This is a genomic window from Roseburia lenta, from assembly GCF_014287435.1.
GTDB lineage: Bacteria > Bacillota > Clostridia > Lachnospirales > Lachnospiraceae > Pararoseburia > Pararoseburia lenta.
Genome location: NZ_JACOPG010000003.1, coordinates 536,815 through 556,879, shown reverse-complemented (window position 1 = coordinate 556,879; position 20,065 = coordinate 536,815). Strand labels below are relative to the sequence as shown.

At 40.7% G+C, this 20,065-nt stretch carries 20 protein-coding genes and 1 CRISPR repeat array (1 of these 21 cut by a window edge); of the genes, 6 read left to right on the top strand and 14 right to left on the bottom strand.

Translation table 11 applies throughout. The features are described from left to right. On the bottom strand, window positions 1–374 hold a 374-nt coding region (locus tag H8R94_RS09890; protein WP_186854553.1), incomplete at its 3' end, for a helix-turn-helix domain-containing protein. A 171-nt stretch (window positions 375–545) separates the two neighbouring features. Here H8R94_RS09890 and H8R94_RS09885 point away from each other — a divergent pair. The 5 genes from H8R94_RS09885 to H8R94_RS09865 all read left to right on the top strand — a co-directional run bounded on the left by H8R94_RS09885 (window position 546) and on the right by H8R94_RS09865 (window position 3,965). Next, window positions 546–776 (top strand): helix-turn-helix domain-containing protein, encoded by a 231-nt coding sequence (locus H8R94_RS09885; protein ID WP_004843519.1) that lies wholly within the window; start codon window positions 546–548, stop codon window positions 774–776. A gap of 140 nt (window positions 777–916) precedes the next feature. Beyond that, window positions 917–1,231, top strand: a complete 315-nt coding sequence (locus tag H8R94_RS09880) for a relaxasome subunit MobC (protein WP_072522126.1) — start codon at window positions 917–919, stop codon at window positions 1,229–1,231. 86 nt (window positions 1,232–1,317) lie between these two features. Further along, on the top strand, window positions 1,318–1,602 hold the full coding sequence (locus tag H8R94_RS09875) for a hypothetical protein (RefSeq protein ID WP_243238494.1): 285 nt from the start codon (window positions 1,318–1,320) through the stop codon (window positions 1,600–1,602). Next, window positions 1,559–3,280: a MobA/MobL family protein gene (locus tag H8R94_RS09870; protein ID WP_107029154.1), complete on the top strand. Its 1,722-nt coding sequence runs from the start codon at window positions 1,559–1,561 to the stop codon at window positions 3,278–3,280. Before H8R94_RS09875 ends, H8R94_RS09870 begins: the two co-directional genes overlap by 44 nt. Continuing rightward, a complete protein-coding gene (locus H8R94_RS09865; protein ID WP_008394183.1) occupies window positions 3,258–3,965 on the top strand; it encodes a DUF6040 family protein in 708 nt (235 codons plus the stop codon). Before H8R94_RS09870 ends, H8R94_RS09865 begins: the two co-directional genes overlap by 23 nt. A gap of 195 nt (window positions 3,966–4,160) precedes the next feature. Here H8R94_RS09865 and H8R94_RS09860 read toward each other — a convergent pair whose 3' ends face one another. The 6 genes from H8R94_RS09860 to H8R94_RS09835 form a co-directional block, all read right to left on the bottom strand. Next, the gene (locus tag H8R94_RS09860; protein WP_117593969.1) at window positions 4,161–6,488 is read right to left on the bottom strand and encodes an ABC transporter permease; all 2,328 of its coding nucleotides are present in this window, start codon (window positions 6,486–6,488) and stop codon (window positions 4,161–4,163) included. A gap of 14 nt (window positions 6,489–6,502) precedes the next feature. Next, window positions 6,503–7,168: an ABC transporter ATP-binding protein gene (locus H8R94_RS09855; RefSeq protein ID WP_006859033.1), complete on the bottom strand. Its 666-nt coding sequence runs from the start codon at window positions 7,166–7,168 to the stop codon at window positions 6,503–6,505. 151 nt (window positions 7,169–7,319) lie between these two features. Next, window positions 7,320–8,351, bottom strand: a complete 1,032-nt coding sequence (locus H8R94_RS09850) for a sensor histidine kinase (protein ID WP_006859034.1) — start codon at window positions 8,349–8,351, stop codon at window positions 7,320–7,322. Further along, window positions 8,348–9,037 (bottom strand): response regulator transcription factor, encoded by a 690-nt coding sequence (locus H8R94_RS09845; RefSeq protein WP_009265522.1) that lies wholly within the window; start codon window positions 9,035–9,037, stop codon window positions 8,348–8,350. Before H8R94_RS09845 ends, H8R94_RS09850 begins: the two co-directional genes overlap by 4 nt. A gap of 249 nt (window positions 9,038–9,286) precedes the next feature. Beyond that, complete coding sequence (locus H8R94_RS09840; protein ID WP_006859036.1) at window positions 9,287–9,526, bottom strand: DUF6061 family protein; 240 nt, start codon at window positions 9,524–9,526, stop codon at window positions 9,287–9,289. Between the two features lie 304 nt (window positions 9,527–9,830). Further along, a complete protein-coding gene (locus H8R94_RS09835) occupies window positions 9,831–10,433 on the bottom strand; it encodes a Type 1 glutamine amidotransferase-like domain-containing protein (RefSeq protein ID WP_007888235.1) in 603 nt (200 codons plus the stop codon). A 473-nt stretch (window positions 10,434–10,906) separates the two neighbouring features. Here H8R94_RS09835 and H8R94_RS09830 point away from each other — a divergent pair, with 473 nt between their 5' ends. Further along, on the top strand, window positions 10,907–11,083 hold the full coding sequence (locus H8R94_RS09830; protein WP_158575247.1) for a hypothetical protein: 177 nt from the start codon (window positions 10,907–10,909) through the stop codon (window positions 11,081–11,083). A 120-nt stretch (window positions 11,084–11,203) separates the two neighbouring features. Here H8R94_RS09830 and H8R94_RS09825 read toward each other — a convergent pair whose 3' ends face one another. From H8R94_RS09825 to H8R94_RS09795, 7 genes are all read right to left on the bottom strand, one after another. Beyond that, window positions 11,204–12,049: an Mrp/NBP35 family ATP-binding protein gene (locus H8R94_RS09825; protein WP_118535257.1), complete on the bottom strand. Its 846-nt coding sequence runs from the start codon at window positions 12,047–12,049 to the stop codon at window positions 11,204–11,206. A gap of 19 nt (window positions 12,050–12,068) precedes the next feature. Further along, the gene (gene mtnA / locus H8R94_RS09820; RefSeq protein ID WP_186854552.1) at window positions 12,069–13,148 is read right to left on the bottom strand and encodes an S-methyl-5-thioribose-1-phosphate isomerase; all 1,080 of its coding nucleotides are present in this window, start codon (window positions 13,146–13,148) and stop codon (window positions 12,069–12,071) included. A gap of 184 nt (window positions 13,149–13,332) precedes the next feature. Continuing rightward, a complete protein-coding gene (locus H8R94_RS09815; RefSeq protein ID WP_118281782.1) occupies window positions 13,333–14,376 on the bottom strand; it encodes an electron transfer flavoprotein subunit alpha/FixB family protein in 1,044 nt (347 codons plus the stop codon). Window positions 14,377–14,400: 24 nt separating this feature from the next. Next, a complete protein-coding gene (locus H8R94_RS09810) occupies window positions 14,401–15,183 on the bottom strand; it encodes an electron transfer flavoprotein subunit beta/FixA family protein (protein WP_118281781.1) in 783 nt (260 codons plus the stop codon). Between the two features lie 20 nt (window positions 15,184–15,203). After that, window positions 15,204–16,358, bottom strand: coding sequence for an acyl-CoA dehydrogenase (locus H8R94_RS09805; RefSeq protein WP_118281887.1), 1,155 nt, complete (start codon window positions 16,356–16,358; stop codon window positions 15,204–15,206). Window positions 16,359–16,438: 80 nt separating this feature from the next. Then, on the bottom strand, window positions 16,439–17,311 hold the full coding sequence (locus H8R94_RS09800; RefSeq protein WP_186854551.1) for a 3-hydroxyacyl-CoA dehydrogenase family protein: 873 nt from the start codon (window positions 17,309–17,311) through the stop codon (window positions 16,439–16,441). Window positions 17,312–17,346: 35 nt separating this feature from the next. Next, window positions 17,347–18,534, bottom strand: coding sequence for an acetyl-CoA C-acetyltransferase (locus H8R94_RS09795; RefSeq protein ID WP_186854550.1), 1,188 nt, complete (start codon window positions 18,532–18,534; stop codon window positions 17,347–17,349). A gap of 882 nt (window positions 18,535–19,416) precedes the next feature. Beyond that, a CRISPR array of direct repeats spans window positions 19,417–20,065; the repeat unit is 36 nt; unit sequence GTTTGTTTCCCCTACAAATTTACACTGCTCTCAAAC; it runs 373 nt beyond the window's last position.

The following is a 20,065-nucleotide window of genomic DNA, read 5'->3' as shown; positions in this document are numbered from 1 at the left end:
AACAGACCATATTGTTTTAACATCAGCAGTAATAAATCTTTTGAAAAAGCATCTTCTTCTTTGGTAAGGGCAAGCGGTAACTGTTCCAGAATATCTCCCATCGCATCACGAATCTGTAACTCTCTCTTATCCGTAATGTCGGTTTCATATTCATCTGTTTCCCCTTTGAGCCATTCCACAGATACATGGAGTGCTTCCGAAAGACCTTCCAGCACCATTTTTTTCGTATTGTCAATCGAACCATTCTCATAACGCAGGATTGTAGAAGCGGTAACCCCCATCTTTTCTGCAACATAAGGCTGTGTCAGATTCAATTCCAGACGGCGCTGTTTTACTCTGCTGCCTATCAGCTTGCGTAGTTCTTTATCTTTCATGCTGACTGCCTCCTTTTTCGGTATGTATGAATTATAGCATTGTTTTTCCAAAATTGCAATATGCAATATAAAAATTATTTTTAATATTTCGTAACGCTTGACAAAAAGATTTGGAAAGGATATACTTACATCACAAGAATTGCATAATGCAATTTATAAGGAGGTGATTATATGACGCAAAGAAAAATTGCATTATCCATCGAAGAAGCTGCTGATTATACGGGAATCGGCAGAAATACCTTAAGACAGCTTGTAGAATGGAAGAAACTTCCAGTATTAAAGGTTGGTCGCAAAGTCCTGATTAAAACCGATATTCTGGAAATGTTTATGGAAGCGAATGAAGGTCGTGATTTGAGGGATAGAGGAAATGTAAAAGCCGTAACAAGAACTGCGGCAAATTAAAAAGGCGGCTTCCAAAGAAACCGCCAAAGGTTCTATCAGACCGAAGCCATGATATACCTACACGCAAGAAGATTATACCATGTGCTTCTTCTGATACGCAACCGAGAACTTATGTTTGCAAAAGAAAGGGGAATGTAATCATGGCAAAATCAACAAAAAGTTATGAAGAACGAATGCTTGAAATGGAAAAGAAGGAACAGGAAAGCCTTGAAAAGGCGAAAAGATATGCAACACAGAAGAAAGAACTTCTGAAACGAAAGAAAGCCGAAGAAAGTAAAAAACGAACCCATAGGCTCTGTCAGATTGGCGGTGCAGTGGAATCCGTTCTTGGTGCACCTATTGAGGAGGAAGACATCCCAAAGCTGATTGGTTTTCTGAAAAGGCAGGAAGCCAATGGGAAGTTTTTCTCAAAGGCAATGCAGAAAGAAGCCAATACCGATATGGAGGAAGTGTAATGGCGGAGGGGATGAGTTTTTCATTCCCTTCATTGCTTTTTCATGAAGGGCGCACTTATGGACAACCAGAGGTCGTCCCAATAAGTTTGCCACAAGTGGCAACCGGTCTGCGCTCACGCTTGCCGGGCTCGTTCCGTCGGCGGGGCTTTCAGCCAGACCTGCTCATGCCGCAGGAGGCACTCTTCGCCAGAGGGGCGCATTCCATGCAGACTGCTATGCGCAGGGCACTCTTACGCAGAGGGCGTTCCGGCAATGCTGCTTTTTCTAAAATTGAAAGCAATGTTGCCGGAAATCTATGCCGGATGTGCAGAAAGGAGGAATCCAGACATGGCGATTTTTCATTACACAATCAAAATAGTCGGACGAAGTAAAGGAAAATCTGTTATCTCCGCTTCTGCATATCTCAATGGGGATGTGATGAAAAACGAAGAAACCGGGAGTATCAGTTATTACACTTCTAAAAAAGAAGTGGTCTACACCAGTCTGATGATGTGCGAAAACGCACCTTCTGAATGGCAGATAGTACCAGAGGAAAATATAAAACGCTTTCAAAAGTCTGTCCGATACAAAAGGTCAGAAGATAAAGAAGCTGCTATAAAAAAATTTAAAATCACATTTCAAAAACAGAGGTTATGGAATGAGGTATTGAAGATTGAAAAAAATGCAGATGCCCAACTTGGCAGGTCATTTGAATTTGCCCTCCCCAAAGAATGGAGCAGACAGGAACAAATTCAATATACAACCGACTATATCCAAAAAACTTTTGTAGATAGAGGAATGTGCGCTGATTGGAGTATCCACGACAAAGGGGATGGCAACCCCCATGTCCATCTGCTTCTAACTATGCGTCCTTTTAACCCGGATCATTCTTGGGGAAAGAAAGAAGTCAAGGATTGGGATTTTGTCAGAGATAAAAACGGAAATATCGTGATTGATGAATCCCATCCGAACTGGTGGCAGGATAAGAAAAACCCTGACCGTCATGGAATCCGTATCCCTGTATTAGACGAAAACGGAATTCAGAAGATTGGAGCAAGAAACCGCCTGCAATGGAAACGGGTGCTGACCGATGCTACTGGATGGAACAATCCAAAAAATTGTGAACTGTGGCGGAGTGAATGGGCAAAGGTATGTAATGAACATCTGCCTTTGCATAATCAAGTTGATCATCGTTCTTATGAAAAGCAGGGAAAACTCCAGATTCCTACCATCCATGAAGGAGCTGACGCAAGAAAGATTGAACAAAAGTTTTTTGCCGGGCAGGAAATAAAAGGCTCGTGGAAAGTAGCGGAAAATCAAATCATAAAACAACAAAACACGTTATTGCAAAAGATACTAAACACCTTTGGGAAAGTATCGGGTGCATTATCATTATGGAAGGAGCGATTAAATGACATTAGAAGAAAGCCGGGAAATTATACCCTTAATGGAATCCATGATTGGTCAAATCGAAGAACAGCAGAACCTAATGGCAGAAATGATTCTGGAAATGCAGAACCGGGACACTCAACTCTCTCTTATGCAAAAACAGAATCAGAAATTACAAAAATTAAACAACGAGTTAACCGAGCTGCTCAACATTTTGCCAAATACCGAGGAACTGCTTTCCAAGATGGAAGAACAGAAAACGAAGATAGAGCTTTTGGAAAACGAAAATCAGCAATGGCAGAAATTGGCACAGAAGCTGAACAGCGAAAACAGTTTATTACTGAAACAGAACACCGAATTGCTGAACTGGAACAGCAGATAGAGAAAGGACGTGATATAGATGAACGAATCCAGAGAATCAAAGAACGCCGAACAGTTGGAAGAACTTCTGCTCTTGACCGAGGAGATACAAGAAGAACTAGAACAGAAAGAACAGCTTATCGTGGAACTGAAGACGCAGCTCAGCGAATCTCTGACCTTGAACGAGAAATTAAACAAAGAGAACAGAGCCGGGAATATTCAAGCATTAAAGAACGACTTGAAGCTGGCAGACAGAGCATTGCGGATCGAGAAAGAGAAGTTGCGAAGCGCAAACGTCATGATAGAGGAATGTCAAGATAAAATATGCTATTTAACACAGGAACGGGATTATGCCCGGACACATCAGAAAATCGTAGAAATACCGGTAGAAAAGCCGGTACTCTATGAAAAATGTGAAGCCTGTAACCGGACAGCCTATCAGAATGCAAAAGCAAAATACGAAACACAAAAAGAGCGACTTGCAGGACAGTATAAAGCAAAAACGGTAATGTTCCAAACAACCTTGTTCCTTCTTGCATGGTATTCGTTGACAACCACTCTTTTTCAGGCAGTACAGTCAGATATGTTCCTTGTCGATTGTAAATCATTCTTCAATGATTTAGCATCATTCATACAAACCTTTGTCGGATGGACGATTGATGCCGGGCATTCTGCGGCACAGATTAGTACAAAAATTCCAAATGCTTTTATAGCCGGAATGGTATATTGGTTATTGCTAATATTGATTGTAGGAATATGTATGGCAGGAACAGGGATGCTGGCGATACTGATAGAAATAAAGGTTATAGAATTATATAAGAAAAACTGTTGGGATGTTATTACTCTACTAATGATACTGACAAGTGTTGCTATTGTCATTTATTTTGGAGAATCAATCAAAAAAGTACTGTCAGTAAATCTTCTATTGCTTTTCGTACTTTCGCAGGGCGCATATGTTGGAATTAGATGTTATCTTAAAGTTTGGTTAGAAAAAAGACCATATTAGTATTTTCAACTTACTGTATAGACAGTAAAATTACTCCATACCAGCCTAGTGAAAATTTACTGTATGAAAAGAAGTATTACAGAGAAAAAAGGCTGTAAAAACAGGAACAGCCAGCCCGAAAGAATTTACGGACTGGCTGTATCAGCAGAGTAATGTAATTGTGGAGCTGACCGAGATATGAAAAGCTTTCTATCATCAATTTCGCATTATTGCAATAACAGATTGCTTCTTCCATGAATGAATAAGCAATATTGTCATCAAACTTTCAAGCATAAACATAGCAACAGCAAAAAGAGTAAAAGCAACAACCGGAAATACAAATCCCGTAGACATGCCTGCATTTTTCAAAAATATACCGATTGCATATCCGCCGGGGATTCCAACAACAGCAGTTATAAGCAATGCAATCAAAGTAGTAAAAAGACCTTCCATCATAAATGCTTGCTTCAACTGCTTATTTGTCATACCAATAGATTTTAGTGTGCCCATTTCCTGTTTCTGTGATAAAAGATTTGTCACAGTAAGATTGATTTGATTGATGACCGCAAATATCCACAAGATGGCTGCAATCGCATAAGCTAATGTAAAACCTGCACGATTGTCTGATTGGTGTTCTACAATAAAATCTTGAAGGGTTTGTAAGCGAACATCCCTATTGTCAGAAACGAGTAATTTGAGTTCTTGCTCGATTATCTCCTGATATTCAGTTTCTGCTTGTATTTCGATTGCGTATGTACAGTCATAACCTGCAAGTTCTTTGAGCATATTTTCCGGCATTCTGAAAATATAGCCACCCATTCCATCATTGCTGGAAGTGATTGCACCAATTTTGAATGCTTTTGTTATTGTTTTACCACTATGATTTTTGAAATTAAAGGTCACAGTATCCCCAATTTGAGGTTTCCAATGGTAAACATCATAAATACGTTCGGGATCACTTACAACTAATTCTGTATCATCAGTAATATTTCCAGACAAAACCGCTGCATTTAGCGACGCCAAATCCTTTTCATTATAGCCGAGCATCAAGGTGCTATCTGAAATATCATTGTCTGTTGAGAAATCAACTGGTACGGTAGCATAAGTAAATATATTGCTAACTCCCTCTATATCTCCAACACGCTTTACATAATCAGAAAAATATTCTTTCTGCAAGAGAGCATCCAAATTTTCACTTTCGTTTTCTAAATCAATGCTGATTTTGAAATCTCCGTACTTCATATCCCAATAACGAGCCATACTCTCGGCATTAAAAGAACTCTGATAACTTGCTGCAAGGAAAAATATAACTCCGCACAGTCCCAATGATAAAATGGTCAATAGAGATTTTTTTCTGTTTCTGGAAAAGCTGATTTTCGCTAAATATACAGGCGTAATACGATGTCTTTTGTGAGTGCGGTAATTTACAATTCCCACTGGATTTTTCAGGGCGGAAATTGGAGAAGTATTCGCTGCAATTTTTGCTGGTTTACGAACACTAATATAAACAAGCAGTATTCCAAAAAGGCATGCGCCACATAGAGAAACAATAAATGCAAATACTGACCAGCCTTTTGATTGCAGACAATAGCTGATGATCGTTCCCATGATACTACCAATTAAAATCCCCGGAACTGCAAGCATATAACCCTGTTTAAGAACTATTTTATAAATTTGCTTTTTACTTGCCCCTATTGTCCGAAGCTGTCCGAACTCAGCAACTTTTTGTCCAACCGAAATATAGAAAATGCTGTAAATTACAAGTGCGGCAGCTAAAAACAAAATGGCAGCAACTACACCATATACCGCATAATTACTGAAGGACAAAGTTGTATTTACATAATCATAGTAACTGCTGACTGTCCAATTATTCAGTCCAGTCTCCTCTGAAATTTGAGATAATATTTCTGTTGCTTCGTCTTTTGTAAGGGTATCTGCATTTTCAAGCCAAACATATCCATTAAGCAGGTTATTTCCACGTAATTCCCGGCATTTTTCAAGTGAAACAAAAACAGGATAAGCGGTAGAAGTTTTATCATGATAAATACCAACAATAGTATAATTCTTCAAAGTACCATCCAGATTCAACTGAACTATGGCGTTGATTTCCGGAGACTTATTTTCACTGGCAAAAAAGGCATCTGTAACAGCAATTTCACTTGCTTTCTCTGGATATTTTCCGTCAAAGGCAGGAATCAAACTAAGCATGTCATCATCATAATAAATCAGAGACAGTTCTTTAGAATTTTCTTTCACTGTTTTGATATTACAGGAAAGTCCTACACTTTTTACTTCTTCGTTTGCTAACAACTTTTCTTTACTGTCCTGCGTAATGTCAAAGAAAATCCCTTGATGTAATCCTTCGATTTCTTTCTGATTTTGATAAATGATATTTTGCACTGTGAGCAACGACATCATTATCATAGCAACGGCTACAATAATTGCCGAAAGGCAAAATAAGTTTTTCTTCTTATCAAAACGCACACTTTTTCGTGCTAATTTTTTAATTACTGCACTGGTATCATTTTCAAAAGGATAATTCATAATTCCCACCTCCTTTAGCCAACAATTTTACCATCTTCAATCCGTACAATGCGGTCTGCGAGTTGAGCGATCTCGTTGTTGTGAGTAATCATTACAATGGTCTGATTAAATTCTCCGCTGGTATGCTTCAAAAGCCCTAACACATCTGCACTGGTCTTGCTATCAAGATTTCCGGTCGGTTCATCAGCAAGGATAATCGCAGGCTTCGTAATTAAAGCTCGTGCAATCGCTACACGTTGCTGTTGACCGCCTGAAAGATTGTTCGGCATATTTTCCAGTTTATCTTCTAAAGCCAACATATACACAACTTCGTCCATAAATTTCTGGTCTACTGTATCGCCATCCAGTTCCACAGGCAGGACGATATTTTCATATACATTCAAAATCGGAACCAGATTATAATTTTGGAAGATAAATCCGATGTTACGACGGCGGAAAATTGTCAATTCATCATCATTCTTTTTTGCGAGTTCTTCTCCCCGTACAATCACGCTGCCGGAAGTGGGGGTATCAAGTCCTCCCATCATGTGAAGCAATGTAGACTTACCGCTGCCGGAAGTTCCAACTACGGCAACAAATTCTCCCTGTTCCACAGTAAAATTTACACCATTAAGGGCACGAGTAATATTTGGTTCTGTGCCGTAATACTTCTTTAAGTCGATTGTTTGTAAAATGCTCATATTCAAATGCTCCTTTCAAGGCTTTCTATCTGTTGATAAAGCCATTGTAAACCACAAATGTTACACAAATGTCCGAGATAGAAAAAATTTTTATCGAAAATCAGAGTGAAATGTTACAACGCTCGGACATTTCAAAAAAAGTGGTTATATCTTACCTTACAGGAAGCATAATAGAAAATTCTGAGCCTTGCCTCAGCTCTGAAACAACCTTGATATAGCCCCCTTGCCTTGTTACAATCTCACGAGCCAAATACAAACCTATTCCCACACCCTGTTGATCGTGTACTTCTTCCTCACGATAGAAGCGCCGGAAGATGGCAGCCTGATTGCTTTCTGAAATGCCCTTGCCGGTGTCGGTCACTTTGACCTCTACGTACATTTCCCACTGAACCACTGATACAGAAATCTTTCCACCTGACGGAGTGTATTTTACTGCATTGTCCAGCAGATTGAAAAGGGCTTCGCTTGTCCACTTGCTGTCATGGGAGATTATCAAATTTTCCGGGCAATCCACGGATACAGCAATTTCTTTTTTCTCTGCGGCATATACAATACTGCTCATGGCTTGTGCAAGCGTATGGAATAAGCTGCTGTCTTTCTTTTCTAATCGTATTGCTCCGGTTTCCAACCGGGACGTTTTAACCAGTGCTTGGAACAGAAAATCCAGTTTATCAGTCTGACTACGTATGCCTTGTAAAAAGTCCATCCGTTCTTCTTCTGAAACAGGCTTTGTTAAAAGTGTGTCCGTTACCATTTGCAAATTGCTGACAGGCGTTTTAACTTGATGTGAAATATCAGAAATCAGCATTTGAAGCTCCTGTCGTTCCATGTCTACCTTGTGCCGGTTTTTCTGCATAATCTCATACAACCGAATTAAGCGGTGGTTGATACGGGCAAAAAGAGTTTCACTATCATTTGACTTTTGTAATTCCTCGTTTCCATCAATCATGTTGTCCAGTGTCCGGCACAAATTAGAAGTAAAATGAGAAAGGCGTTTTCCAAAAATCAGCACCAATAGCCAAATCCAGAAAAACGCACAGAGTGTCAATGTTCCACCCACTATAAAAATTCGTATATCCTGCATTATACCGCCGAAAATACCGGTAATTACCAGCATAGAGAAAACCATGCCAGCACTAACCAGTCTACAAATTTTCTTAGCAGAAAGGTTATTCAGATTCATTTCTTTTCGCCTCCTGTCCATTGATACCCCATACCATAAACCGTTTTGATATATGTGTCGCCATCCGCTTCAATCTTACTGCGAATACGGCTGATAGAAGTAGTAAGGGTATGTTCATCTACATATTTTTCATCAACATCCCACAGTTTTTCTAAAAATTGTTGGCGAGTAAGTACCTGCTTCGGATTTTTAAGAAATAGGTTCAACATTTTATATTCCATCGCAGAAAGTGCTAATGGTTTCCCGTTCAAACTTGCAAATTGTTCCGAAAAATCCAGAAACAAGCTACCATCCTCGTAAATATCCTTAGCTGGTTTGTGATGCTCCAACATAGCGAACATGGCTTTGATTTTTCGCTGCAAAGCACTAATCGAAAAAGGTTTCGTGATATAATCCACTGCACCAGCTTCATATCCCCGTATCTGATTGCTTTCCTGATCGTTGGCAGTTAGAAATATAACTACTGTATCAGGATGCTCTGGCTTGATAAGACGGCATAGGTCATAACCATTTCCGTCTGGTAAATTTATATCCAGCAATACCAAATCAAAAATGTTTGTTTTTAATGATTCAGCGGCTGTCCTTGCATTCAGAACAGAAGTTATTGTGTAACCGTCCAATTCCAAATTATAAGTAAGCGTTTTATTCAAAAGATTATCATCTTCGACAATTAAAATATGCTTCATATTATCACTTCCTTTTCTTTTTGCAGATAGTATAACAGGCAAATGTCCGAGAATTGTTACAAGGACAAATATATTTTTCATTTTACAGCTTTTTTCTGTGTACTGCAATTTTATAAAAGAAAGGACAGCAGTGTCAAATTGCTGTCCTTTCTTTTATCATAGCTGGTAGTGTATAAGCGTGGGTTCATCATATCGGGTGTGGTATCTTTAACTACAGGAAACTCCCTACAACACTATCTCACTTCTTGCTTAATAAAGTTCTAATGAATCTTCTGTATCCACCCACATCTGTAAATTGCCATCAAGATATAATCTTGCATATTCCAAAGGCTCATCCACAGCCAATGAAGTAAGCGCACATTCTGATCCATATGTGGTTTTTAAATTTTTTTCAGCTTCCCAGCAATCAATGCGAAGCATATATCCAGCACTTGTGTAAACATCAATACTATCGTGGTTTATATTATATTCTGCATAAATTGTTCTCATCGTATCTTATCTCCATTTTCTTTTGATAATCAGTTACAGAGTTAAATATCGAAAACATTTCAATCAGTTCACCATGTCGTTATTGTTATATGTTATATTGTGTTATGAAATTTTCTTTCCCTTAATTTTTCCCATATTAAGGTTCATGAAAAGCAATGGGAAAATGTAACACAAGGGAAAGAGTAAGGGAAAGTTCACTTGCTACAAACTTAGTATTTTCAAGGGTTTGCGAAGAATTTGATAATCAAATATAACAGTTATTAAATTTCCTAAAATATGTGAAATATCAACTGGAATTTTCAAATTAGTCTTTGCAAATAACCTTTGAATCTTCACCATCAATTACAATTCCCTGACGGTTGTTAATTGGGCATAGATTCAAATCCGAAAACTCAGTCATTATTTTCTCGGTAACTTTCTTAAATGGTGCTGTAAGATAATGCGGAAGAACATAGAAATCAATCAAATCAATCCCTGCATCATCTTCTTGTGAGTAGTCCTCCGGCTTTTCATCCATTTGCTCGATATATTGGATGCTTGGAGCGCATATAATTGCGCCTGCCGACTCGCCGATCATCAATTTTCCATTTGCCAATTCCTTTTTCAGCAGTCCATCAGTTCCCGTTTTACGGAGCTGGTCCATAAGAAAGAAAGAATTTCCGCCGGTAAAATATATCACATCTGCTTCTTCAAAAACAGACTGTATCGTTGAATAAGCCTCCGTTGAAATATCAATTTCAGTTACGATCGCTCCCAACTTTTTGAATAATTTTCGAGCCGAGCCGACATAACCGGTGTAGCCTTCACGCAGTGAAGCTGTTGGAATAAATGCGACTTTCTTATTTTCAATTTCTTCCTTTATCAGACTTCCTACACTTGAAAAGTGCGAACATAAAAATAATTTCATCAATATTCTCCTTTATAAATTCCGATTTGTATAACAGCAGTCTAACACACGTTGTTTAAAAATACTACAGCCAAGCCAATGTCTGTAATTTGCCCTAAAATTTCATTTTATGGAATTTGGACTACTTGACTTTCTAATTACATACGCAATTCGTGAAATGTATAATTATACTGTTGATACATCAGACACACAAATGTAAATAGGGACTAGAAAAATAAGATTTCTCTTATCTACGATGATGTTGGCAATTTTCAACATCACATTCGTTTCTTTCTTCTCCATGTCCACCTCTCCTCAGCATGTTTTTCTACGATAGTTTCTATTGCCTATGCAATCTCCTGCAAGTTTCCCTGGATCTCCATCGGCTTGTAATGTGGAGCATCTGCGATACCCTTTACACTGCCGTCCTCGGCGATCTCAACCTTTCCACAGAACACCATCAGGCGGAGAACATTGTTGATCTGAGTACAAATATGTTCTTAAAATTTATTACCTTTATCGAAGACCAGCATTTTTCGCCCAACAATGTATCCAGCCATCTTTTTTCCACCCTCATGCCTATGCTGACGGAAGATATCCAGTCCAACTTAGAGGGCAGTCTGACTGTTTTTGAAGAAAAAACGGTGCACTTCCCGTGCACCGTTACGTGATTTATAATTATTGCGCTGGTGGAATCATCCAACTTTCCAAATCCTGGTTCCTACATCCGGAGACCATGAGCAAGGAAGATCTCTTTGCCCAGTATCATACTATGATCTCCTTATTCTTTGCTACAATTTCTCCAGAACTGTCTTTGCCTCTGTAAGATAGTCATTCTCTACTGCATAGATTTCACCTGCGTCTGCTGCCTTGGCAAATTTCTGATCCATTGGAAGTTTACCGAGAACGGAAATACCGAGTTCTTTTGCGACATCCTCAATATGACTATCGCCATAAATATGAATCTCTTCATCGCAGTTTGGACATTTTACATAACTGTAGTTTTCAACAACACCAAGTACCGGAACGTCCATCATTCCTGCCATGTTATAAGCTTTCTTTACGATCATCTGTACCAATTCCTGTGGAGATGTCACAATCACAATACCATCTACCGGAAGTGACTGGAATACCGTAAGTGGAACATCACCTGTTCCAGGTGGCATATCAACAAACAAATAATCCACATCGCCCCACTGTACATCTGTCCAGAACTGCTTTACTGCACCTGCAATAACAGGTCCTCTCCAGATTACCGGCTGTTCTTCATCCTCTAAAAGAAGATTAATAGACATAATCTTTGTTCCATCTTCTGCTTCAATTGGGAATGTACCATTATCATCACCAATGGCCGGGCCGTGTACACCAAACATCTTTGGAATTGATGGACCTGTGATATCTGCATCCAAAATTCCTACCTTATATCCAGCTTTTGCCATCATAGATGCCAGTGAAGATGTCACAAAAGATTTACCTACGCCACCTTTACCACTGACAATACCAATCACATGTTTAATACGTGCATTTGGGTTTGTTTCTACCTCAAATGGATTTTTTTTGTTTGCTGATGCACAGCCGGCACAACTTTCTTTTGAACAAGTAGATGCACTAGCGCATCCTTTCTTTTCTTCTGCCATAATACTAATTTCCTCCCTTTTATACGCGTTTTTGCTTATTATCCATAATTGCTTTTAAAGACTCTGTATACGGAGTTCGTGCAACCCCATATTCTGTCACAATGCCTGCAATCAATTCATGGTCTGTCACATCGAATGCCGGATTAAAGATTTTAACATTTTCCGGTGCCATGCGCTTTTCATACCACATTTCTGCAATTTCTTCCGGTTTACGTTCCTCAATGACAATATCATCTCCCGTGGCGGTTGCCATATCAATCGTAGATGTCGGTGCACAAATATATACCGGAACATTGTACTGCTTAGCCACAGCGGCAACAACAGATGTACCAATTTTATTTGCTGTGTCACCGTTGGCAGCGACACGATCACACCCTACAAATACAGCATTCACCCAGCCGTTTTTCATAACCATTGCTGACATATTATCACAAATCAGTGTTGTATCCACACCAGATTCCTGCAATTCAAATGCAGTCAATCGTGCCCCTTGTAAAAGAGGTCTTGTTTCATCGCAAAATACATGCAAATGATAATCATTTTCTTCTGCCAGATAAATTGGTGCCGTTGCCGTACCAAAACGGACGGTTGCAAGTTTGCCTGCATTGCAATGGGTCAAAACACCATCGCCGGGCTTCAGCAGTTCCATGCCATATTCACCGATCTTGTGACATACGGCAATGTCCTCGTCGCGAATGACCATTGCCTCCTGATGCAATGCGTCAACGATGGCAGGAATATCCTCATTTGCATGGGCTGTCACCACACCTTCCATACGCTTTAGTGCCCAGGATAGATTGACTGCTGTCGGTCTGGATGAATCAAGATATTCCTTGTCCCGACAAAATGCAGCATAAAATGCATCATAGTCATCCACCTCATAACGCGACGCTAAGACATACATACCAATGGCTGCCGCAACACCGATCGCCGGTGCCCCTCTGACCTGTAAAAGATAAATAGCATCCCAGATCTCCTTTGCCTTTGTCAGCGAAAGCATCTGGATCTGCCCCGGCAACTTGGTCTGATCAATGATCACGAGAGCCTTGTTTGCCTCATCCAATGAGACTGTATCGATTTCTGTAATTTTACCACCCATCTCATTTATCCCCCTATTATTATCAACACCTATATTGTACTGAATTTACCCGAAATATACAAATGTGTTCCTCGGAAAGTGCAAAGCCGGGTAAGTGTGCACGGGCACCTTCTCCGACGCAAAAACGAGCCGATCGCATGATCGACTCGTCTTTTGAAAATAAGAAATGATGGGAAAGCAATTATTATGCTAACTCAGCCTTTAAAGCCTCTGTCAGCGCTGGTACGATCTTCTTGAGATCACCGACAATACCATAGTCAGCAACATCAAAGATCGGTGCATCTGCATCCTTATTGATCGCAATAATGATGTCAGATTCTTCCATGCCGGCAACATGCTGGATTGCTCCGGAAATACCGATTGCGAAATATACATTCGGACGAACTGTCTTTCCTGTCTGTCCTACCTGATAATCCTGTGCCAACCAGCCATTTTCAACAACAGCACGTGAGCAGGATACCATACCACCAAGAACATCTGCCAGATCCTTTAACATCTGGAAGTTCTCAGCACTGCCAACACCACGTCCGCCGGATACTAAGATCTTGGCATCCATGATATTTTCAACGGTTCCAACTGCCTTTACGATATCCTGGATCTCAACATACTTGTTGTTCTTGGTAAATCCAGGGTTGTAATTGATAACTTCTGCCTTTGCACCCTTGATCGGCTCGATCTTCTGCATAACACCAGGACGAACGGTTGCCATCTGTGGACGATTGTCCGGGCAGGCGATCGTTGCGATCGTATTTCCACCAAATGCAGGTCTTGTCATAAGTAACTGACCATGCTTTTGTGTATCCTCTTTTCCTTCCGGAACAGAAAGTGGGAAGTCACCGATCTCAAGCATGGTACAGTCTGCGGTAAGACCTGTCTTTACTCTTGCTGAAACGGTAGGTCCCAGATCACGTCCGATGGCAGTTGCTCCAACCAACATGATCTCCGGCTTATACTCATTGATAACAGAAGCAAGTGCATGTGCATATGGTTCTGTTCTGTATGTTTCAAGTTCCGGATCATCTACAACGATTACCTTGTCTGCACCATACTCAGCCAAAGAATCAACGAGATTTCCTACATTGTGTCCCAAAAGAACTGCCGTTACATCTGTTCCAAGATCAGCAGCCAGTTCTTTTGCCTTTCCGATCAATTCAAAGGCAATGGAACTAATTTCATTATCTACCTGTTGTGCGTAAATAAATACGCCCTTATATTCTTCTAATGCCATTTTATTCACCGTTTTCCTTCCAAATTAGATTACATGTTTCTCTTTTAATTTGTCCATGATATAAGATACGGATTCAGATGGATCTAATGTAACTTTCTCACCTGCGCCCTTGCGTACCTTGTCAGATGCCTTAGCGATCTTGGTAGGTGATCCCTTTAATCCAAGGTCAGAATCATCAACATCCTTTAAGTCTGCACGTCCCCATACGGTAACTTCTTTGTCATAGGCATCGAAGATTCCGCCAGGAGTCATATATCTTGGTGTATTTAATTCAGAAAGGGCGGTTACCAGACATGGCATCTGTGCCTTTAAGATATGGTATCTGTCTTCATACTGACGCTTAACAATAACAGAGTCTCCTTCTACCTTGATATCTTCTGCATAGGAGATAACCGGGATTCCCAAGTGCTCTGCAATCTGTGGTCCAACCTGTGCAGTATCACCATCGATTGCCTGACGACCTGTGATGATAAGATCATAGTCAATGTTTCTCAGTGCACCGGCAATGGTTGTAGATGTAGCCCATGTATCGGCTCCACCAAGTACTCTGTCTGTAACAAGGATCGCATTGTCTGCTCCCATAGCCAATGCCTCACGAAGTACGTCATCTGCCTTTGGAAGACCCATGGTAAGAACGGTAACTTCTGCACCGATCTCGTCTTTGATTCGAAGTGCTGCCTCTAAGCCGGCTTTGTCATCCGGGTTCATAATGGCAAGCATTGCTGCTCTATCAAGTGTTCCGTCCGGGTTGAACTTTACGCCGCCCTTTGTATCAGGAACCTGTTTAATACATACTACGATTTTCATGTATTCATTTCCTCCTATTTCTATTTCAGTAATGCACCAGAGATAACCATACGCTGAACTTCTGAAGTTCCTTCATAGATCTCAGTGATCTTGGCATCTCTCATCATACGCTCTACATCATATTCACGGATATAACCATATCCACCAAAGAGTTGAACAACCTCGGTTGTAACAGCCATTGCTGTTTCAGCAGCAAAAAGTTTTGCCTTAGCAGCCTCTACAGAGTAAACCTTCTGGTTTGCCTTTGCCATAGCGGCTCTGTAAACCAAAAACTGTGCAGCCTCAACACGGGTAGCCATATCAGCCAGTTTGAACTGTGTATTCTGCTGCTGGGCGATAGAACGACCAAACTGCTTTCTTTCCTTTGTATAAGCGATCGCACGATCCAATGCGCCCTCTGCAATACCAAGAGCCTGTGCGGCGATACCGATACGTCCGCCATCCAGAGTATGCATAGCGATCGGGAAGCCCTTGCCTTCCGGTCCAAGTAATGCGTCCTTTGGAATTCTGCAATCTTCAAAGATCAATTCATATGTAGATGAACCGCGGATACCCATCTTCTTTTCCTTTGTTCCGAAGGAGAATCCAGGTGCTCCCTTTTCTACGATAAATGCAGAGAAGTTCTTTTTCTTTCTGCCTCTCTTGTCTTCTGTCACACTTGTGATAGCGATAACAATGTAAACGTCTGCGACTTTACCATTTGTGATAAAGCACTTAGATCCGTTTAATACCCACTCATCGCCATCAAGAACAGCCTTTGTCTGTGCCCCTTGTGCATCTGTACCGGCACCCGGCTCTGTAAGAGCAAATGCACCAAGTTTCTCACCGGTTGCCAAAGGCTTTACATATTTCTGCTTCTGTTCTTCGGTTCCGTATGTCATGATCGGGTCGATACAAAGTGATGTATGTGCAGAAACGATAACACCTGTGGTTGCACATACCTTTGACAATTCCTCTACACACATAACATAGGTCAAAGGATCACATCCCTGTCCGCCGTATTCCTTTGGTACCGGGATTCCCATAAATCCACTCTTTGCCATCTTTGCAACTGTTTCAGCAGGGAACTGCTCTGTCTCGTCAACTTCCTGTGCAAGAGGCTTTACTTCTGTCTCAGCGAACTCTTTAAATAAAGTACGCGCCATTTCATGTTTCTTATCTAAACCGAAATCCATGATCATCATTCCTCCGTCTTTCATAAATAATATTCGATGATGTGCCCCGCCTGCATGGACGGGGCTTTAAAATCCTAATCTTACTGTGCGTCTACCGGTGTCTTGGTACGGTCTGCATTGTAAACATAGAAGCCTTTACCACTCTTTACACCTAAGTTTCCACCACGAACCATCTTGCGGATGAGTGGGCATGCACGATACTTACTGTCGCCTGTTTCCTTATAAAGAACATCCATGATAGCAAGGCAGATATCCAAACCAACGAAATCTCCCAACTCCAAAGGGCCCATTGGATGATTTGCGCCAAGTTTCATAGCGGCATCAATACCTGCGATATCAGATACACCTTCCATCTTGATAAATGCTGCTTCGTTGATCATTGGGATCAGGATACGGTTTACAACGAATCCTGCTGCTTCATTTACCTGAACAGGAGTCTTGCCGATCTCCTCTGCGATCTTCTTGATGGCATCTACAGTCTCAGCCGGTGTGTTCACACCTGCGATAACCTCGATCAGTTTCATACGGTCTGCCGGGTTGAAGAAATGCATACCAACCATAGGACGGGTCAGACCATTACCGATCTCTGTGATAGAAAGACTGGATGTGTTTGATGCAAAGATACATTCCGGCTTTGCGATCTTATCCAACTCTGCAAATGTTGTCTTCTTAACATCCATATCTTCAAAAGCAGCCTCAACGATGAGGTCACAATCTTTGCAAAGGTCTTCCTTTAATCCAGGAGTGATCTTAGCAAGGATAGCATCTACAGCTTCCTGTGTTAATTTTCCTTTTTCTACCAGACGGGCATAGCCTTTTTCGATCTTAGCCTTTCCGCTTTCAGCCCATTCCTGCTTGATATCGCAAAGTGCGACTTCATATCCATCGACCTGGGCAAATGCCTTTGCAATGCCCTGTCCCATTGTTCCTGCTCCAATAACACCAACCTTCATGTTAGCACCTCCATAAAATATACTTTTAAAAATTTTTATTCATATTTTTCAACGATTGTTGAGCAGCCCATGCCACCACCGATACAAAGTGTTGCAAGACCTCTCTTAGACTCTCTCTTCTGCATCTCATGTAATAATGTAACAAGGATACGACATCCAGAAGCTCCAACCGGATGACCAAGTGCGATCGCACCACCGTTTACATTTACCTTGCTCATATCAAAGTTCAGATCTCTTGCAACTGCGATTGACTGTGCTGCAAATGCTTCGTTTGCTTCGATCAGATCCATATCATCAATGGTAAGTCCTGTCTTAGCAAGAACTTTCTTTGTAGAAGCAACAGGGCCAACACCCATGATCTCCGGCTCAACACCGCCAAGTGCTCCTGCAACCCACGTAGCCATTGGTGTAACACCAAGTTCTTTTGCTTTTTCCTCGCTCATAACAACGATTGCTGCTGCACCATCGTTGATACCGGAAGCATTACCTGCTGTAACAAGTCCGCCTTCCTTACCTGAGCAGCAACGCAACTTAGAAAGTGATTCCGGTGTTGTACCAGGTCTTGGACCTTCATCCTTAACGAAATCAACCATTTCCTTCTTAACCTTAACCGGTACAGGAACGATCTCGTCATCAAACTTGCCCTCTGCGATAGCCTTTTCACATTTCTGCTGGCTGTTTGCTGAGAATGCATCAAGTTCTTCTCTTGTAATGCCATATTTATCACAAACGTTCTCTGCTGTGATCATCATATGATAATGATTGAATGCATCTGTCAAAGCATCATTTACCATAGTATCAATGATCGTTGCATTGTTCATACGATATCCGAAACGAGCCTTTGTCATAGCGTAAGGAGCCATTGACATATTCTCCATACCACCTGCTACAACGATATCAGCCTCTCCTGCCATGATCATGGTTGCTGCATCATTTACACATTTCAGACCGGATCCGCAAACAACGTTGATCGTGATTGCCGGAACCTCGATCGGAAGTCCTGCCTTGATCGCTGCCTGACGGGCTACGTTCTGCCCCTGTGCAGCCTGGATAACACATCCCATCTTAACTTCGTCTACCATCTCTGGTTTTACACCTGCACGATTTAATGCTTCCTTAATAACAATAGCACCAAGATCTGCTGCTGGTGTGTTGCTGAGTGCTCCCCCCATTTTTCCGATTGCAGTACGACATGCACCTGCTAAAACGACTTTCTTTCCCATGTTCTTTCTCCTTTTTATTTCTTATTTGCTACTTCTCTTTTTTTACCATTCGTTATTTTTTTAACAAGCGAAAGTAAAAAAAAGAAAACAGCGTTTCCGCATGAACTTATAGTAGCACAAAATTATTCTTCATGCAAGCCAACTTTTTTACACTTGCGGCTTGCAAAATAAAATTGTCAGAATATTCACAAGTTTTTCGCCACATACTTTTTTGACCTGTTTCTTATCTTTGTTAAAAAATTATCAATATATGGGGGTTTGCCATTTTCATTTTCTATCTTAGCGTTGGAATTTCGCCTTATAATTGTGTCTTATCCAAACACAATTTGCGTAATTTTCGGAATTATTTTTCTTGCATCTATTACAAAAAAAGAACTGGGATTTTACTATTTTGAGCAGGCGAACAGTCAAAACTTTATTTTAGGATTTTCAATAACATATCTTGTATTCAGAACAAATGTTTGATACGATAATTATAGGCTTTACAGCCTAAGGTGCTACTTCACTTGACGTGAAATGGCGGTTCGCTTTGCGCGGAGAGTATTACATAGCTCCGATTACATAGATTTATCTCTCTTTTTGAGGGAAATCTTACGAAAGGAGGTATGTGCATATGCTGACCATCAGTGACTTAATCGCAGTGATTTCACTGTGTGCGACTTTTTACAGTCTGGGTTACGCTCATGGGAAGCGTGATTCCAAGGCACAAAAATAACCGCCCCAACCTGACAAGTTAAGCGGTTATTTTTACCCATTTTTCAGGCGAACCGTCATAGGTAGCACCTTTTCTATTATTATATTAACATCGCTTCTGCTCTATGTCAAACATCTATTCCACAGTTTATCGAAACTCTTATTTGTGCTAATACATCTGCCATTTTAGTTTGTTTCCCCTACGAATTTACACTGCTCTCAAACATTATTCGATGAGTTATAATACTGCTTTTGGTTTGTTTCCCCTACAAATTTACACTGCTCTCAAACGAAAAAAGGAGAGGCTATCAGTTATGCAGCGTTTGTTTCCCCTACGAATTTACACTGCTCTCAAGCTTTCCCTTGTATTTACGGACGCTGCCAAATGTTTGTTTCCCCTACGAATTTACACTGCTCTCAAACACGGGTACAAATACGGAAAAATCTTTTGTAGCTTGTTTCCCCTACGAATTTACACTGCTCTCAAACGGTTGTACATAATGCTGAACATTTTCCAGTGTTTGTTTCCCCTACGAATTTACACTGCTCTCAAACACATATGGCGCATTTTTATGTATGCATTTTGTTTGTTTCCCCTACGAATTTACACTGCTCTCAAACTCATGTCTATAATTTCCTGTTCCCCCTCCCGTTTGTTTCCCCTACGAATTTACACTGCTCTCAAACCCGAGGTAAAGGAAACAGAGCAGACCGATGGTTTGTTTCCCCTACGAATTTACACTGCTCTCAAACATAAGTTCATGAAGTTTTGTGACTACAACGGTTTGTTTCCCCTACAAATTTACACTGCTCTCAAACGTCAAGCTGAGAGAATAAT

What these genes read in the sequence shown, in the direction of transcription:
- H8R94_RS09885 (WP_004843519.1), top strand. Translation starts at nt 546, where the DNA reads ATGACGCAAAGAAAAATTGCATTATCCATCGAAGAAGCTGCTGATTAT.
- H8R94_RS09880 (WP_072522126.1), top strand. Translation starts at nt 917, where the DNA reads ATGGCAAAATCAACAAAAAGTTATGAAGAACGAATGCTTGAAATGGAA.
- H8R94_RS09870 (WP_107029154.1), top strand. Translation starts at nt 1,559, where the DNA reads ATGGCGATTTTTCATTACACAATCAAAATAGTCGGACGAAGTAAAGGA.
- H8R94_RS09865 (WP_008394183.1), top strand. Translation starts at nt 3,258, where the DNA reads ATGATAGAGGAATGTCAAGATAAAATATGCTATTTAACACAGGAACGG.
- H8R94_RS09860 (WP_117593969.1), bottom strand. Translation starts at nt 6,488, where the DNA reads ATGAATTATCCTTTTGAAAATGATACCAGTGCAGTAATTAAAAAATTA.
- H8R94_RS09855 (WP_006859033.1), bottom strand. Translation starts at nt 7,168, where the DNA reads ATGAGCATTTTACAAACAATCGACTTAAAGAAGTATTACGGCACAGAA.
- H8R94_RS09850 (WP_006859034.1), bottom strand. Translation starts at nt 8,351, where the DNA reads ATGAATCTGAATAACCTTTCTGCTAAGAAAATTTGTAGACTGGTTAGT.
- H8R94_RS09845 (WP_009265522.1), bottom strand. Translation starts at nt 9,037, where the DNA reads ATGAAGCATATTTTAATTGTCGAAGATGATAATCTTTTGAATAAAACG.
- H8R94_RS09840 (WP_006859036.1), bottom strand. Translation starts at nt 9,526, where the DNA reads ATGAGAACAATTTATGCAGAATATAATATAAACCACGATAGTATTGAT.
- H8R94_RS09835 (WP_007888235.1), bottom strand. Translation starts at nt 10,433, where the DNA reads ATGAAATTATTTTTATGTTCGCACTTTTCAAGTGTAGGAAGTCTGATA.
- H8R94_RS09830 (WP_158575247.1), top strand. Translation starts at nt 10,907, where the DNA reads ATGTTCTTAAAATTTATTACCTTTATCGAAGACCAGCATTTTTCGCCC.
- H8R94_RS09825 (WP_118535257.1), bottom strand. Translation starts at nt 12,049, where the DNA reads ATGGCAGAAGAAAAGAAAGGATGCGCTAGTGCATCTACTTGTTCAAAA.
- mtnA (WP_186854552.1), bottom strand. Translation starts at nt 13,148, where the DNA reads ATGGGTGGTAAAATTACAGAAATCGATACAGTCTCATTGGATGAGGCA.
- H8R94_RS09815 (WP_118281782.1), bottom strand. Translation starts at nt 14,376, where the DNA reads ATGGCATTAGAAGAATATAAGGGCGTATTTATTTACGCACAACAGGTA.
- H8R94_RS09810 (WP_118281781.1), bottom strand. Translation starts at nt 15,183, where the DNA reads ATGAAAATCGTAGTATGTATTAAACAGGTTCCTGATACAAAGGGCGGC.
- H8R94_RS09805 (WP_118281887.1), bottom strand. Translation starts at nt 16,358, where the DNA reads ATGGATTTCGGTTTAGATAAGAAACATGAAATGGCGCGTACTTTATTT.
- H8R94_RS09800 (WP_186854551.1), bottom strand. Translation starts at nt 17,311, where the DNA reads ATGAAGGTTGGTGTTATTGGAGCAGGAACAATGGGACAGGGCATTGCA.
- H8R94_RS09795 (WP_186854550.1), bottom strand. Translation starts at nt 18,534, where the DNA reads ATGGGAAAGAAAGTCGTTTTAGCAGGTGCATGTCGTACTGCAATCGGA.